Origin of the sequence: Sphingobacterium sp. ML3W, from assembly GCF_000747525.1 — a bacterium.
In the GTDB taxonomy this organism is placed as follows: Bacteria; Bacteroidota; Bacteroidia; order Sphingobacteriales; family Sphingobacteriaceae; genus Sphingobacterium.
In genome coordinates this window covers 1,242,668-1,257,995 of sequence record NZ_CP009278.1, presented here as the reverse complement: position 1 = coordinate 1,257,995, position 15,328 = coordinate 1,242,668, and the positions used below count along the sequence as shown (strand labels likewise).

General features: G+C 35.3%; 13 protein-coding genes. 7 read left to right on the top strand and 6 right to left on the bottom strand.

The window, feature by feature from the left end; all coding sequences use genetic code 11:
- Positions 1–298 precede the first annotated feature (298 nt).
- Complete coding sequence (locus tag KO02_RS05420; RefSeq protein ID WP_038696507.1) at positions 299–3,109, top strand: TolB family protein; 2,811 nt, start codon at positions 299–301, stop codon at positions 3,107–3,109.
- A gap of 59 nt (positions 3,110–3,168) precedes the next feature.
- Here KO02_RS05420 and KO02_RS05415 read toward each other — a convergent pair whose 3' ends face one another.
- Positions 3,169–4,359 (bottom strand): phosphoglycerate kinase, encoded by a 1,191-nt coding sequence (locus KO02_RS05415; RefSeq protein ID WP_038696505.1) that lies wholly within the window; start codon positions 4,357–4,359, stop codon positions 3,169–3,171.
- A 112-nt stretch (positions 4,360–4,471) separates the two neighbouring features.
- Positions 4,472–6,235, bottom strand: coding sequence for a signal peptide peptidase SppA (gene sppA / locus KO02_RS05410; protein WP_038696503.1), 1,764 nt, complete (start codon positions 6,233–6,235; stop codon positions 4,472–4,474).
- A gap of 111 nt (positions 6,236–6,346) precedes the next feature.
- Here sppA and folK point away from each other — a divergent pair, with 111 nt between their 5' ends.
- On the top strand, positions 6,347–6,838 hold the full coding sequence (gene folK / locus KO02_RS05405; RefSeq protein WP_038696501.1) for a 2-amino-4-hydroxy-6-hydroxymethyldihydropteridine diphosphokinase: 492 nt from the start codon (positions 6,347–6,349) through the stop codon (positions 6,836–6,838).
- Positions 6,831–7,178, top strand: a complete 348-nt coding sequence (locus KO02_RS05400; protein WP_051959766.1) for an Hpt domain-containing protein — start codon at positions 6,831–6,833, stop codon at positions 7,176–7,178. Before folK ends, KO02_RS05400 begins: the two co-directional genes overlap by 8 nt.
- Positions 7,179–7,181: 3 nt before the next feature.
- On the opposite strand, the gene KO02_RS05395 is transcribed toward KO02_RS05400, so the two are convergent.
- A complete protein-coding gene (locus KO02_RS05395; RefSeq protein WP_038696499.1) occupies positions 7,182–7,859 on the bottom strand; it encodes a CDP-alcohol phosphatidyltransferase family protein in 678 nt (225 codons plus the stop codon).
- A 68-nt stretch (positions 7,860–7,927) separates the two neighbouring features.
- Entirely contained in the window at positions 7,928–9,418 is a 1,491-nt protein-coding gene (rho, locus tag KO02_RS05390; RefSeq protein WP_038696497.1) for a transcription termination factor Rho, read from the bottom strand.
- Positions 9,419–9,750: 332 nt separating this feature from the next.
- Between rho and KO02_RS05385 the strand changes: the two genes are divergently transcribed.
- From KO02_RS05385 to KO02_RS05375, 3 genes are all read left to right on the top strand, one after another.
- Positions 9,751–11,478 carry a glucose transporter gene (locus KO02_RS05385; RefSeq protein ID WP_038696495.1) on the top strand — a complete coding sequence of 576 codons (1,728 nt, stop codon included), beginning with the start codon at positions 9,751–9,753 and terminating at the stop codon, positions 11,476–11,478.
- Between the two features lie 243 nt (positions 11,479–11,721).
- The gene (locus KO02_RS05380; protein ID WP_038696493.1) at positions 11,722–12,576 is read left to right on the top strand and encodes an N-acetylglucosamine kinase; all 855 of its coding nucleotides are present in this window, start codon (positions 11,722–11,724) and stop codon (positions 12,574–12,576) included.
- 131 nt (positions 12,577–12,707) lie between these two features.
- Positions 12,708–13,526: a UDP-2,3-diacylglucosamine diphosphatase gene (locus tag KO02_RS05375; RefSeq protein ID WP_038696491.1), complete on the top strand. Its 819-nt coding sequence runs from the start codon at positions 12,708–12,710 to the stop codon at positions 13,524–13,526.
- Positions 13,527–13,561: 35 nt separating this feature from the next.
- Here KO02_RS05375 and KO02_RS05370 read toward each other — a convergent pair whose 3' ends face one another.
- Both KO02_RS05370 and KO02_RS05365 read right to left on the bottom strand, forming a co-directional pair.
- Entirely contained in the window at positions 13,562–14,245 is a 684-nt protein-coding gene (locus KO02_RS05370; protein ID WP_038696489.1) for a metal-dependent hydrolase, read from the bottom strand.
- Positions 14,246–14,249: 4 nt separating this feature from the next.
- Complete coding sequence (locus KO02_RS05365) at positions 14,250–14,555, bottom strand: YbaB/EbfC family nucleoid-associated protein (RefSeq protein WP_038696487.1); 306 nt, start codon at positions 14,553–14,555, stop codon at positions 14,250–14,252.
- A gap of 125 nt (positions 14,556–14,680) precedes the next feature.
- On the opposite strand from KO02_RS05365, the gene KO02_RS05360 reads away from it, so the two are divergent.
- The gene (locus KO02_RS05360) at positions 14,681–15,307 is read left to right on the top strand and encodes a hypothetical protein (protein ID WP_038696485.1); all 627 of its coding nucleotides are present in this window, start codon (positions 14,681–14,683) and stop codon (positions 15,305–15,307) included.
- Positions 15,308–15,328 lie beyond the last annotated feature (21 nt).

Here is a 15,328-nt window from a genome sequence, read left to right as displayed (position 1 = left end):
AATAAACAGAAAATTGATTTACTCAAAATGCCCACTAGCCTAAAACAAACCCATGCATGTACCACAAAAAAAAAGATTTTTATAGCCCATAATTTTTGACTTCGCCCAAGGGGATAAAACAATAGCAAAATGAGTAATTTTAAATAAAAAAGTTATCTTATTTTAGCATAAATAATCCGACAGAATTACAAAAAACACAATAAACACACCTATGTGATATACTCCGTTAAAAAACCTGATAACGCAAATTATAAGCAAATATACTTGATGCATTAAATATAGCACACAACTGAAATACATGAAAACATACTGGTTAACAATTCTATTATCAATTTTAACTTTTCATATCGGAATCTGTCAAATTTTTGAAGATAGTCAAGCACCTCCGTCTCAAAAATGGCATCAAATAGACTGTCAGGAATTTAGGCTTATCTTCCCCATCGAGATGAAAAATGGTGCTATTACCTTAGCGCATCAAATTGAAACGTATTTAAAAATTAGTAGTAGAGACCTTCAAGTAACGCCAAGAAAGATTTCATTAATTCTACAAAACACACAGCTGCAACCCAATGGTTTTGTTCAGCTTGCCCCTAGAAAATCCGAACTCTATAGCAGCCCTACACCAGAACCCGACAACCAAGAATGGCTTCCCAATCTCGCACTACACGAACTTAGACACGTCGTTCAGTTCGATAAATTGACAGGCAAGCTCAAAGCTCCTTTTCTAGAACAACTAGCACTCGCGATTTATGGACTCACACTCCCTTCTTGGTACTTCGAAGGGGATGCAACATGGACAGAAACCCACTATTCAAAAGGAGGAAGAGGAAAACTACCATCCTTTGAAATGCCTCTAAAAGCAAATGAAAGCGCTAATAAAAAATATAAATTTGAAAAATACTTATTGGGTTCATATCGTGACAAAGTACCAAGCTATTATACAATAGGTTATTTTATGACCCATTATCTAAAACAAAATTTCAAGGAAAACTTTGAACCGGAATTGTACGATAATCTTAAGAAAAATATACTCACACCTTACAATTTTAGCCGATCGCTAAAAAAAATGACCGGCTACAACAATAGTGGCTTATTCACGAGAACCATGAACGACCTCAATCATAAATGGCGTACAGATATAAGCGAGAAAGACCTCTATGAGATAATAGAGCCCAAATCAAGCAAAAACTACCAAGACTGGCTTTTACCTAAAAGAGATGAAAACAATAACTTATTAGCCTTATTACAATCAGCTAATAACACCTCCAAAATCGTTAAAATAGACACCAACAACCGTATTTCAACACTCATAAACATTGGGAGTCAAATCACACCAAATTACGATTTCAGGAATAACATGATTACTTGGGACGAACAAAAAAGAGATTTACGCTATACAAAAAGGACCTATAATGTCATCAATATCTACCATTTAAAGACAGCAAAATACGAACAAATAAGTTTCAAAAGCAGGTATTATTACCCGATAATTCACCCTTTCAAGCAAGAAATATTAGCTATTGAAGTAGACTTAGGCAACCAAACATCCATTAGCATAATCGATATCAATACGAAGAAAGTATTGAAAAATATCCCAATGGATGCCGATATATTCTTACAACAACCGTGTTTTAATGCAGATGGTACTAAAATCATTGCCATTGCAATCTCAAATAAAGGAACTAACTTAGTGGAAATACCACTTGATTCCACACAAATGACATTCCTCCAAGATTGGGGAAACGAACAGTTTGAAAGACCACAATATATCGATGAGAACAACATCCTGTTCAAAGCACAATATGGCGGTGAAGATAATTTATTCCAATATAATAAACAGTCAAAAATAACCTCCAAATTAACTCGCGCTCCTTTCGGAGCATTCAATCCGACTTATAACCCCGAGCATAATGAAATACTTTTCAATAATTATCAGCACAATGGATATAAAATATCCAAAATAACCTTAAACAACCAAAGCAACGAGGAAACTCGACCGACACCTTATCGCGGCAACGAGGAACTCAACAACAAACACATTGAAATCACCACCGATAGCTCGACTGCCTATATCGTGAGTCCTTATAAAGGTATTTCCAGAACATTCAACTTCCATAGCCTTTCATTAAGCAACACCAATTTTGAAAGCTTAGACAATTTTAGACCTGGTATTTTCTGGCTATCAAATAATATACTCAATACAACACAATTAGTAATGGGTTATGAATATGACACAGATATCAAAAAATCAATCTATTCCGCGACATTAAATTACAATAAATACCTCCCAAAATTCACCCTAAAATATGAAAACAAAGGGCAAATCGGGACAGCTACTATCGCCAATAAAGCGGATAGCACGCTCAACTTTGACTGGAGAGAACATGATGTATCCGCACAAATTGCAATACCCCTAGGATATTACAAACGCAACTATAGCTACAGCACAGGTTTCAATTTTGCTACATCATACCTACAACGATACAATATAAGTATCAGAAACCTCAATAACTTTACCTCAAAAGTATTGTTACCGTTAACGTATCAATTTTATTGGAATAGGAATGCGATGATGGCAAAAATGGATATAACTCCAAAATGGGGACAAAATTTTAGCATTACCTACCGGCACCTTCCCTTTGAAGATCAGCTACAAGGAAATATATTTTCAATCAGAACGGGCTTCTATACCCCTGGTTTTTTAAGCAATCATGGTTTTCAACTGAGATTCGCCTATCAAAAAGCATCGGGTCAGTATCAATATAGCAATGACATCCCCACCATCAGTGGATATGGATATTACAAGTACGAGAAAATTAAAAACACGTTATTGCTGAACTACAGGTTCCCCATCAGCTACCCAGACTGGGCAATTGGAGGGTTGACTTATATTAAACGTATTAAAGGTGGTGTGTTTGCTGATTATCAAAATATCCATCAGCAATCCAATGCGAGTCCAAAATCTTTTGGTTTAGCAATTTCTGCTGATTTTAACGCATTCCGATTCCCATTACCCAATTTCGAAGCAGCTCTTAAACTAACCTATATCAATGACATAACAGCGACACAAAAAGTTGTTCCCACATTCAGCTTAAATTATACTTATTAAAGCCCTTTAAATAAAAAAGGCATCTCACGATGCCTTTTTTATTATTTACATAAGCGTTATTATCCTTCGATTGCTTTCACTCCTGGTAAAACCTTACCTTCCATGTATTCCAATAAAGCACCACCACCAGTGGATACGTAACTTACTTTTTCAGTCATTCCAAATTTAGAAACAGCAGCAGCAGAATCACCTCCACCAATCAATGAAAAAGCACCTTTTTCAGTTGCATTAACCACTGCATCAGCAACAGCACGCGTTCCTACAGCAAAAGTATCAAATTCAAAAACTCCCATAGGACCATTCCATAGAATTGTTTTAGATGATTCAATAATTTTAGCAAAAGCTTCACCCGACTCTTTACCAATATCCAAACCTTCTAGATCAGCAGGAATCTGATCATTAGGTCCGTCATATACATTCGCATCGTTAGAGAATTTATCCGCAATCTGAGCATCTGTAGGCAACACTAAGTTAACGCCTTTAGCAGCAGCCTTTTTAACAAGCTCTCTAGCTAAATCCAATTTATCTAATTCCACTAAAGATTTTCCAATCTCTCCACCGCGAGCTTTTACAAACGTATAAGCCATACCACCACCAATAATCAAATTATCGACACGATCCAACAAAGCATCGATCAATTCCAATTTATCAGAAACTTTAGCTCCACCCATAATAGCAGTAAACGGACGTTCTGCTTTGTTTAATACTTTCTCCGCATTACCAATTTCTGCAGCCATTAAATAACCAAAGTATTTTGCATCAGGGAAAAACTGAGCAACTACAGCAGTTGAAGCATGAGCACGGTGTGCAGTACCAAAAGCATCATTAACATAAACATCACCTAATTTCGATAATTTCTCTGCAAAAGCAACATCGCCTTTTTCTTCTTCTTTATAAAAACGAAGATTTTCTAAAAGTAATACTTGACCAGGTTTTAAGTTTTTCGCCTTTTCAACAGCTTCTTCACCAATACAATCATTGGCAAATTGAACATCTACTCCTAAAACTTGAGATAAATGTGATACAATATGTTTTAATGAATACTTATCCGTTGGTCCATCCTTAGGTCTTCCCAAATGCGACATCAAGATAACTGCCCCGCCATCATTTAATACCTTTTTGATTGTAGGAGTAGCTCCTTGAATTCTATTGTCATCTGTAATATTAAAATTATCATCTAAAGGAACATTAAAATCCACACGAATCAGCGCTTTTTTGTTAGCGAAGTTTAAATTATCTACTGTTTTCATCTCTATTGTTTATATGAAGTATTACCTATCCATCCAAATGGACAGCTAAATATAAAAAAAGCCTTTTACTATCCGAATAATAAAAGGCTTTTTTTGATAAATTCAAAAAAAATTAATGAATTTCAATCGAATATGGCAGTTTTGCCATAATACCTGATTGACCAGAAACATTTTTTATAACATTAAAATATTGATAAAACTCACCCATTTGCTGCTCAGCCATCCAAATCTGGACTTTTTCTTTAGATGTAGATAAGAACATAGACAAGGCATCCTCTTTAGCAGGATATTGCTTTATCGAATACGAATCTATTTTTGCTTTTTTAGCAGCAGATTGAATTGCATCATCGATGCCACCAATACGATCCACTAGACCCATTTTTAAAGCCTGTTGTCCGGTCCACACCCGTCCCTGACCGATACTATCCACCTGGGCAATTGTTATTTTACGACCATCTGAAACACGCTTCATAAAAGTTTGGTAAACACGGTCGACCTCAATCTGGATGATATCACGCTCCTCCGCTGTTAAAGGTCTATCTGGAACCATGCCCAAATCCGAAAATTTGCCCGTTTTAACACCATCAAAGTGAATTCCAATCTTAGTGTTCAATAAATTTTTAAAATTTGGAATTACACCAAAAACACCGATTGAACCCGTAATAGTATTATTTTCAGCAAAAATCGAATCCGCTGCCGCCGAGATATAATACCCTCCAGATGCAGCATAATCACCCATTGAAACAACGATTGGTTTCACCTTCTTCGTCAACTCAACTTCTCTCCAAATAACATCAGAAGCTAAAGCCGAGCCCCCTGGAGAATTCACCCGAAAAACAACTGCCTTTACTTTATCATCTTCACGCAATTTACGTAGCTCTCTAGAGATTTTATCAGAACCAATTTCACCTTTTTGGCCCTCACCACCAACAATAGCACCTTCAGCAAATAGAACAGCTACTTGTGTCGATTCATCTGCACTAGGATTTTTAAATTTATAATCTAATAAAGAAACCGTAGACAAATCATCTTTCGCATCAACCTTTATCCTAGTCTTCAACTCCGTAATAAGTTCATCTTTATAAAGTTTAGCATCGGCCAATTTATAACGCACAGCATCATCAGCATTGCGAACGAGATAATTACGTGCTATCATATCCAACGAATCGGCTGAAACTCCCCTAGAAGATGAAATTTCATCAATAAAAGTTCGGTAAATACTACCTAAATATGAATTAACTTGTAAACGATTCGCCTCACTCATTTCATTTAAAAAATAAGGCTCCACTGCACTTTTAAAAGTTCCTACTTTTACAACCTGCATATCGACACCCAGTTTATCAAAGGCATCTTTCATAAACATCGTAGAACTTGCTAAACCTTTAAAGTCAATAACTCCTTCAGGATTCACATATATCTTATCGGAAACACTCGCGATATAATAGGCTTTTTGAGAGTAGCTCTCATTATAAGAAACGATAAACTTGCCCGAGGATTTAAAATCCAATAAGACATCTCTAATTTCCTTTAGACTAGCAAATCCAGTAGCAATGGAACTAGCATCCATATAAATACCTTTTATTTTACTATCCACCTTTGCATTTTTTATCCTTGCGATAATATCATCTAAGCCTATGTTTTTAGTGTTATATCCAGGAATATCAAGCGAACCAAAAGGATTTTCGACAGACCGTTCTGAAATCGAGTGATTAAAGGAAAGATATAGAATAGAATTATCTTTCACCACCACATCTTTCTCAGAAGAAGCAGAACTTACTATAGCACCAATAATACCTAATGTTATAATAAATAACACTACTGTTGAAATCACGATTCCAGTGACAGTAGCAAGTACATATTTAAAAAATGATTTCATAAAATAAATAATCTAAAGTTTGATTGTTACATTAGTCCGTAAATTACTACAAATGTTACAAATTAATTTTTAAATCTTTCATTTAATTAACTAAAATTCTATATTTATAAGGTGAAAAGCATCTACATTTTATTAGGAGCAAACCTTGGTGACCGTATAGCGCAGTTAAAAGGTGCTTCCGAAGCCATTGAAAGTTCAATCGGAAAAATTACAAAGGCCTCTACAATAGTAGAAACCGCAGCTTGGGGAGTAGAAGATCAACCTAGTTTTTTAAATCAAATTATTGAGGTCAAAACCTTCCTCAACCCCATAGAAGCATTAGAAACATGTCAAACAATTGAAAACAAATTGGGAAGAGTACGTTCCGAAAAATGGGGAGCTCGAGTCATTGATATTGACATCTTATACTACGAGCATGATGTCGTAAACTTACCGAATCTACAAATTCCCCATCCTTACATTCAGGAAAGAAAATTTACCCTAATTCCGTTAGTGGAAATCGCACCAGATTATATACATCCAATTTTAAAAAAGAGCAATACAGAACTCTTATCTCTGTGCGAAGATTCATTGGAAGTAAATATTTATCAGAATCATGTATAAACACATAAGCCCAACCATTATCCAACAGAGTATGTTTAACAATCAGGATATGATTAAAGAATTCATAGCGCTGTACAGAACGCAAACCCCCATAGACTTCAAAAAAATAGAAATCGCAGTTATTGAACAGCAGTTTCAAAAGATATGTGATGCAGCACACCATATAAAACCCACAATGGAATATATTGGTGCTAGCCATATCAAAGATGCCCTGCAAGAAATGGAAATGCTGGCCCAAGAGAATAAAGAATTCAGTATTATTCAAAATGAATTTGAGACATTAAAATCACATTTCACCGAACTATTCATGGAGTTGGAACAGTATGAAACATCCTTATAAGTCCTATTTCAAACGCTGAAAATGTAAAAATGATAGCAAAATGTAAACAATAAGTATGATAGGCAAAGCTAGAAATTGAAAAATAGCAAAAAGTACAACTGCCAAAATAACAAAGATAAACTTATACTTATTCTCTGCCCAAGACAGCGAAGATAGCTTCATGGAGAACAACTTGATTTCACTGATCAATAAATAACTTGTAACAGCTATACTGATTAAAAGGAAATAGGGATTTAGGATGATTTCTGGGTACTTATCGGCGATAAAAGGCAACGATAAAACATAGAAAGTATTCATCGGTGTATTTAATCCTATAAAATCTGTAGTTTGACGCTCATCAAGATTAAACTTCGCCAATCGTACTGCAGAAAAAACAGTCACAAAAAAACCTAAGTAAGCAAATACTGGCTCATTAACAAACACATCCCCCAACAGCTTATAAAGAATGGCTCCTGGCAAGAAACCAAAACTCACCATATCAGCCAACGAATCTAATTCTTTACCAATATTCGATTTCACATGCAACAGTCTAGCGACCATACCATCGAAAAAATCAAATATACCGGAGGCCAATACGCAATAAGCTGTCGCCATATAATCACCTTTAAGTGCCATTAAAACCCCGATACATCCACTCAGTAGATTTAAGCACGTTATGGTATTAGGAATATGTTTTTTCATATTTTATATATAAATAAAAAAGCCATCATTTTAATAAATGATGGCTAAATTATTAAATTCAAATGGAATTACCCATTCATACTAATCAAAAACTCTTCATTGGACTTAGTACCACGCATTTGCGCTAATAAAAATTCCATCGCTTCGTTCGAATTCATATCTGCCAAGTGATTACGTAATACCCACAGACGACGGATAGATTCTTTGTCCATTAATAAATCATCACGACGCGTACTTGAAGCAGTCAAATCGATAGCAGGGAAAATACGTTTGTTCGCCAATTTACGATCCAATTGTAACTCCATGTTACCAGTACCTTTAAACTCTTCGAAAATAACCTCGTCCATTTTAGATCCAGTCTCTGTAAGCGCTGTTGCTAAAATAGTCAATGAACCTCCATGCTCAATATTACGTGCAGCACCGAAGAAACGTTTTGGTTTATGTAAAGCATTTGCATCCACACCACCAGATAAGATTTTACCCGATGCAGGAGCAACCGTGTTATAAGCACGAGCCAGACGTGTAATAGAATCTAGTAAAATCACAACATCATGGCCACATTCAACCATACGTTTTGCTTTCTCTAAAACGATATTCGCGATTTTCACGTGACGTTCTGCTGGTTCATCAAAAGTAGATGAAACAACTTCAGCACGCACACTTCTCGACATATCTGTAACCTCCTCAGGTCTTTCATCAATTAATAAAATAATTAAATAGACTTCAGGATGATTTTTAGCGATCGCATTTGCAACCTCTTTTAATAAATTTGTTTTACCCGTTTTTGGTTGAGCTACGATAAGACCACGTTGTCCCTTACCTATCGGTGTAAACAGATCCATGATACGTGTCGAATAGTTACTCGTACCCAAATCCAAATTCAAACGTTCAGTAGGGAATAATGGTGTTAAGAAATCAAAAGGAACACGGTCACGAATTTCCGCAGGGTTTTGACCATTGATGGCTTCTACGCGTACCAATGGGAAATATTTCTCACCTTCTTTCGGAGGTCTGATACTACCTCTAACCGTATCTCCAGTTTTCAAACCAAATAATTTGATTTGTGACTGAGAAACATAGATATCATCAGGAGAAGTTAAATAGTTATAATCGGATGAACGTAAAAAACCATAGCCATCAGGCATGATCTCCAATACCCCTTCATTGACAATAACATTATCAAAATCTGCATTAGATGAAGTTGATTCTACTTTTGAAGGTGTTGATTTTATTACTGGAGTTGTTTTTATATTTTCTTCAGATTCTGATGGGGCTACTTGACTATCAGCTGAATCTATTTCTTCGTTTTCTTTTTTCCGAATAGTAACAGGCTCTGATGATTTTACTGCTGCTGTTCTTATTCTTTTTCTAGGTCTCTCAGTTGATTCATCAAGATTCTCTTCCTTTGCTTCAGAAGTATTTTCGGACTCATCACCAGTACTGATAATTTTTTCAATTAGCTCTTGCTTTCTAAGCTTATCAGCGTCACCGATACCTATTAATTTTGCAATTTCGCGTAATTCAGACACGAGTTTTGCATTTAATTCATTAATATCCATTAAATTTTTATTATGATATATTAGGATTTTATTTTAAAATGAAATCTATTTATTGCGCTCCATTAATCTTTATGATTAACAAACCAAGGGATTTAAGAACTAAGTGATTTCTTTACACCTGAAGCGGAATAAATTATGAGAACCTGCACAAAGAAAAAAAACAAATACCACATTTCAAAATTTATTGCAAAAAAAATCATCCATATGACAAACTATTTTTAATTAAATCGTTTTACTAAAAAACAAACGCACTTATTAACGTCAATATTATATTCAGTTTTGACATTTTTTTTTTAAGTTAGCGGAGAAAAAAAACAAAGCAAACGATTTAGATGGAAAATAAACTTATCAAAACAAATTATCCAGCCCTATATACATTAATTATTGTATTTTTCTTTTGGGGTTTCATTGCAGCAGGAAATAGTGTATTTATTCCTTTTTGTAAAAACTACTTTCATTTAGACCAATTTCAATCCCAGTTGATTGACTTTGCCTTTTACACCGCGTATTATCTAGGTGCCTTATTATTATTTATTTTCAGTACATTCTCTGGAAAAGACTTAGTAGGTAGATGGGGGTATAAAAAAAGTATTGTCTATGGCTTACTTTTCTCCGCATTAGGAGCAGCAGCCATGATTGTCGCTGTAGAAGTCAATGTATACGTAGGTATGCTACTTGGCTTGTTCACGGTTGCATTAGGCTTCTCTCTCCAACAAACAGCTGCCAATCCATTCGCAGTCTTATTAGGAGATCCCAAAACTGGTTCTTCACGTGTCAATTTAGGTGGTGGAATCAATTCTTTTGGAACCACCATTGGACCATTGGTAATCGGTTTTGCACTATTTGGAACCTTCGAAACAATTTCAGACTCCGAAATTGCCAATTTACCCTTAGATAAAGTAGTATACCTATACATAGGTGTCGGTCTATTATTCTTGTTGGCTGCTAGTTTATTTTATTTTAGCAAAAAGGTGCCTGCAGGAATAAGTAACGAACCTATGGAAAAAGCGAATAAAGCGTTAAATACCCTAGTCATCATGACGATCTTGCTTTTCGCAATGTTTGCACCTGTTTTTTTAAGTTATAAAAGTGATGTAGCACTTCAATTGGAACAATTACAAGGACAATTGAAAAATCTAACAGACCAAGTTAGCATTGACGAATTAAAGCTTCATATAAAAGAAATCGCACATCCCCTAGAGATACAACGCATGTTGTGGTTAGCAGGAGCGTTAATAGTAGTGATTGGGGGTCTGATCTTTGCTAACGTAAAAGCACAGAAAAATCCAGAAGGATGGGGCGCGATGAAATACCCACAACTTGTGTTGGGTATGATTGCGTTATTCCTATACGTAGGAGTCGAAGTAGCCATCGGAAGTAATTTAGGTGAGCTACTTACCCTAAAGGAGTTCGGAAGTCTACAATCATCTCAAATCACACCCTATGTATCCATGTATTGGGGAAGTATGATGATAGGCCGATGGGCTGGTGCCATCACAGCATTTAACCTGACTAAATCAACGAAGAACATCTTACTGATCATTGTTCCATTAGTCGCATTCTCCATTATCATAGGAGTCAACACATTAGCAGGTTTCGAAATGTCTCACCTTTATTACTATGTTGTGTGTATCATTATCCAGATCGGCGCATTCTACGTGAGTAAAGAAAAACCTGCCAGAACATTAATTATCTTTGGATTATTTGGAATCATTGCCATGGTCGTAGGTCTTCTATCTACTGGCACTGTAGCCATATATTCTTTCTTAGCCGGAGGATTAGCTTGTTCTATTATGTGGTCATCTATCTTTAGTCTTTCAATTGTTGGTCTTGGAAAATATACAGCCCAAGGTTCAGCCTTCTTAGTAATGATGATTCTTGGTGGAGGTATCATCCCCCCTATCCAAGGAAAATTAGCAGATATAATAGGAATACACAATTCTTATTTACTTCCATTGGTCGGTTTCGTTTACATTGTATTTTTTGCCATTGCCGTAAGGTCCGTGTTGAAAAAACAAGGAATTAATATTGATGATATCGAATCAGAGGGAGGCCATTAAGGTCCATAAGCTGTTAGCTAATTGTAAAAAATACACTATCAAATCAAACAGATAGTATTCATAAAAAAGGCCTTAATTCTATAATTAAGGCCTTTTTTATGAATACCAATAATCCTAGCTCAAATAATATTTCATTTTACTATTGCCAGAATACATAAATTATAAATAAAAAAATGTATTTTCGGAAATCGGATTCAAATAATCCTATTTTAAAACGAAAAACTCAATTAAAACTACTCAATAATGATTATTATTGCTGACGGAGGATCAACGAAAACAAACTGGTGTTTGTTGGATGATTCAAACAAAAAAATTTACTTCAACACAGAAGGGTACAACCCATATTTTGTAGATAGCGAATACATCGTTAACTCTTTAAGAAAAGGTCTACCCAATGATTTACCTCTTGAAGATATCAAAGAGGTTAACTATTATGGGGCGGGGGTCCATAATAAAGAAAAAGCTGATATCGTTGTCAAAGCTATTCAGGAAGTATTTCCAAAGGCCCAAGTTGAAGTTGGACACGACTTATTAGCTGCAGCCAGAGCTTTACTAGGTAAAGAATCAGGATTTGCCGCTATCTTAGGAACGGGTACCAACTCTTGTATTTACGATGGAAATGAAATCACCTATAACATTGATTCTTGCGCATACATCTTAGGAGATGAGGGAAGTGGCAGTTATATCGGTAAAAAATTATTAACGGATTATATCCGCGACTTAATGCCTCAAGATGTTCGTAAAGTATTTTATGACACTTACAAAATCACTCCTGATGAAATCATGGACGCGGTATATACCAAACCATTAGCCAATCGTTTCTGCGCAAGCTTCAGCAAGTTTGTGTACGACAACAATGTTAATATTGAATACACACGCGCAATCGTAGATGATGCTTTCGAAGCATTTTTCAGAAACTTAGTGAGTAAATATCCAAATTACCAAGACTATACATTTAACTGTATTGGCTCTGTAGGTTACAATTTCCGCAATGTTTTGGAAGAAAAAGCGCAGCAATATGGAATGAAAGTTGGAAAAATATTACGCTCTCCTATTGATGATTTAGTTCAATTTCATATCAATAGAGCGACAAAATAGTCTCAAACTATTTACGATTATTAATAATAAAGGGTGAAGATAGTTATCTTCACCCTTTATTATTAATAATTTCATAACAGAGCATTTATATGTACATCATATTAAAATGCGTCTTTTGAAAAAAGGAAGTTATGAAACGAAACCTAGATATTGTAGTATTATCAGACATTCATCTCGGAACACATGGAAGTCACGCTAAAGAGTTACTTTATTACTTGGAGTCCATCGCTCCAAAAATGCTGATTTTGAATGGTGATATAATCGATATCTGGCAATTCAAAAAAAGCTACTTTCCATCCGAACACCTACATGTTATCAAAAAAATAATTGATTTAAGTGCTAATGGAACGGAGGTTTATTACATTACGGGAAACCACGATGAAATGCTTCGGAAATTTGCCGACTTAAAACTGGGTAATATCAAATTGACCAACAAGCTCTTACTTTCACTCAACAACAAGAAAGCATGGATTTTCCACGGAGATGTATTTGATGCCTCCATTCATCATTCCAAATGGTTAGCAAAATTAGGGGGATGGGGTTATGACAAACTCATCCAATTGAATCATTGTATCAATTGGTTTCTATTGAAAATGGGGAAAGAGAAATATTCATTATCAAAAAAGATAAAGAATAGTGTCAAAAAAGCGGTTAAATACATCTCAGATTTTGAAGAGACAGCAACAGAGCTCGCTATCGAAAAGAATTACGATTATGTAATCTGTGGGCACATACATCAACCACAGATAAAAGAAGTCATCACAAGAAAAGGTACTGTCACCTATATGAATTCAGGTGATTGGGTTGAGAATTTAAGTAGTTTAGAATATCATAATGGTGAATGGACCTTATTTCATTACGAAGATTATAAAGAATCCATTCTGAAAAATAAACTAACCGAAACACCACTATTCACTTTAGAAGATTTAAAAAAATTAGTAACGATATAACAATCAAAAGGGGAATAACCTATCCCCCTTTTGATTTATAATTCGATTGATTCTCCAATTGCTGGTAAATAAAGTGTCTTACCAGAATTTGCGAACTTCGCTAATGCCTTTTCTTTATCAATAACGATAGGAGGAAAAGTATCGTAATGGATCCCTACAATCTTATCACAATTGATAAATTCAGCTGCTCTAACCGCATCATCAACATCCATGGTATAATGGCCACCTATTGGTAAAAAAGCCCAATCAAGACCCAGACCTGCCAAAAGCTTCATCTCCATGGTAAGGCCAGTATCTCCAGCAAAATAGATTTTCTTATTGCCGGAATACAAGATAAAGCCTACAGGGAAACCTCCATACTGCCCATCAGGAGTACTGTTGGTATGCAATGCATATACCATTTTAACGGTGCCAAAAGTAGTCTTAATAGTCCCTCCGAGATTAAATTCGATTACTTTATCATCTGGAACACCTTGCTTCCTTACCCACGCTGCAGTTTCAACAATTGCAGCAACAGTTGCCTGGCTATTCTTTTGAATCTGCGCCATATCAGCTACATGATCTTGATGACCATGACTTAAAAAGATATACTCAGGCAAGAGGCTGTTTACATCGATTGATTTGGCTAGCGGATTATAGCTGATAAAAGGATCCAATAGCACATTGTGCCCGTCAAAATCAAACGCTACACACGATTGTCCGTAATAGGTTGCTGTCATAAGATTACTGATTAAATAAACCTCCTAAACCACCAAGCATATCCTGACTCGCAGCCGACATCTCAGCCTGACTAACCTGTTCTGCTTGTGTCAGTGCTTTATTCAAAGCTACGACAAGTAGTTCCTCCAACTCCTCTTTATCAGCATTACCCAAAAAGATAGGATCAATGGTAATTTCTTTAATTTCTTTATTAGCTGTGGCAACGACTTTTATCAATCCACCCTCAGCCTCCCCAAAAACAGAAATATGATTTAATCTTTGTTTAATTTCTTCTGCCTTCTGTTGCGCTTGGAATAATTTATCAAACATAATGTATAATCTAAATGAAAAATTCTAAATATATTGCAATTTACAAATTTGAAATCAAAACATAGATGTCAAAATTACCTTTCATTTAATTCGCAAGTTCAAATCATCCTTTGTAAATTTGTGCCATGCAAAGCAATCAAGAAATTTTAGTAGAAGCTATCCTAAATCAATATGAGGTAGATCAAGCGCATTTACCACAAGAAATTTTAGATAAAATTTATGCGATCCCTGCTGATTTGGTAACAAGTGATGACATTATCAATTACACAAAATGTGTAGGTCAATTAATCAATAAAGATGATAAAATAGCTGAGCTTTTGGAAGTCTTGGAGGATGACGTACATATTATCACACATAAGCTGAAATTTATTACAGCAAATGACCGTCCCAAAGTGATCATTTTAGATGACATCAATCCAACGATTATCAATACCAGTAAGTATTTGCAATCCTGCATTACTATTGCAGGTGGAATACCGACAAATTCGATTGCAGATGCCGATAAAGTTATTATCATCAATGCAGAAGAGATGACAGTAGCACAGGTACCATCATTATTATCAGATCCAAATTGGGCAGATAGTAACGCAGTAAATTTAAACCAAGTTTTTTTGATCAATACAAAAGGATTTGGAAAAGTAGCTGGCCAGAACTATTGTGTAGAACTAGAGACATTAGCAGAAATTTTACAACCAAAATACTTCTTTTATGGGTTAGAAGGTAATACTTGGTTACAATTTCAATTAAAATAATCCGACAGAACGTCCCATAAA

Excerpts from the sequence above, each read along its gene's own strand:
- KO02_RS05420 (WP_038696507.1), top strand. The coding sequence starts at position 299 with ATGAAAACATACTGGTTAACAATTCTATTATCAATTTTAACTTTTCAT.
- KO02_RS05415 (WP_038696505.1), bottom strand. The coding sequence starts at position 4,359 with ATGAAAACAGTAGATAATTTAAACTTCGCTAACAAAAAAGCGCTGATT.
- sppA (WP_038696503.1), bottom strand. The coding sequence starts at position 6,235 with ATGAAATCATTTTTTAAATATGTACTTGCTACTGTCACTGGAATCGTG.
- KO02_RS05400 (WP_051959766.1), top strand. The coding sequence starts at position 6,831 with ATGTATAAACACATAAGCCCAACCATTATCCAACAGAGTATGTTTAAC.
- KO02_RS05395 (WP_038696499.1), bottom strand. The coding sequence starts at position 7,859 with ATGAAAAAACATATTCCTAATACCATAACGTGCTTAAATCTACTGAGT.
- rho (WP_038696497.1), bottom strand. The coding sequence starts at position 9,418 with ATGGATATTAATGAATTAAATGCAAAACTCGTGTCTGAATTACGCGAA.
- KO02_RS05385 (WP_038696495.1), top strand. The coding sequence starts at position 9,751 with ATGGAAAATAAACTTATCAAAACAAATTATCCAGCCCTATATACATTA.
- KO02_RS05380 (WP_038696493.1), top strand. The coding sequence starts at position 11,722 with ATGATTATTATTGCTGACGGAGGATCAACGAAAACAAACTGGTGTTTG.
- KO02_RS05375 (WP_038696491.1), top strand. The coding sequence starts at position 12,708 with ATGAAACGAAACCTAGATATTGTAGTATTATCAGACATTCATCTCGGA.
- KO02_RS05370 (WP_038696489.1), bottom strand. The coding sequence starts at position 14,245 with ATGACAGCAACCTATTACGGACAATCGTGTGTAGCGTTTGATTTTGAC.
- KO02_RS05365 (WP_038696487.1), bottom strand. The coding sequence starts at position 14,555 with ATGTTTGATAAATTATTCCAAGCGCAACAGAAGGCAGAAGAAATTAAA.
- KO02_RS05360 (WP_038696485.1), top strand. The coding sequence starts at position 14,681 with ATGCAAAGCAATCAAGAAATTTTAGTAGAAGCTATCCTAAATCAATAT.